Origin of the sequence: Vibrio sp. M250220 (assembly GCF_036533795.1) — a bacterium.
Taxonomy (GTDB): Bacteria; Pseudomonadota; Gammaproteobacteria; order Enterobacterales; family Vibrionaceae; genus Vibrio.
In genome coordinates this window covers 1-598 of record NZ_JATABI010000186.1, presented here as the reverse complement: position 1 = coordinate 598, position 598 = coordinate 1, and the positions used below count along the sequence as shown (strand labels likewise).

The window sequence follows — 598 nt, the reverse complement described above, 5'->3', positions numbered from 1 at the left end:
TATCATCCCTGTCCGTTACGCCTTGGATGATATGAATGAACAAGGCCAACCACTTCACCCACTGCCTACCACCGATACCCAGTGGCAAGGTCGATTTGCCCCAAAGCAGCGTCAATATACGTTGAGGCAATTACGTGATGGTTGGTTGTATGTCTATGACGAGACGGATAAGACTTTTGATGAGTATCAGGTGAAAGGGTATAAGTTTACCAAAATTGACTGGTCAAACGATGAAGCGGATAAACCTGCGAATGAGCGTGGCAGCAAAGGCGAAACGAAAAGCTGCTTGGTCTACCCGGCGAAAAATACACTCTATATGACGTTTGCCCATCAACGCTGGACATGGCGACTGTGTGAGCACATGCGCTCTCATGCTCCTAATCGTTCGATATGGATGCGTAAGGTCAATTTGCAACAGTTCCATTCAACACAGAGTCACCCCCATGCGGGCCTTTCGTCTCAGCTTGGTAAGTATGTGGCGGATGTTGGCACCGATGGAGCACCGACAGGTGTGTTTGATACGACCTGTACACCATTAACACCCATTGAAGGCGGAGTTGATGACTTCAAACATGTGGCAGACAAGGCTGGGTGTTGG

At 48.8% G+C, this 598-nt stretch carries 1 protein-coding gene; it reads left to right on the top strand.

Annotation, left to right across the window (positions count from 1 at the left end; translation table 11 throughout):
• Positions 1-598 (top strand): toxin VasX (locus tag QTN94_RS20325; protein ID WP_331428682.1); only part of this gene is annotated, 598 nt, incomplete at both ends.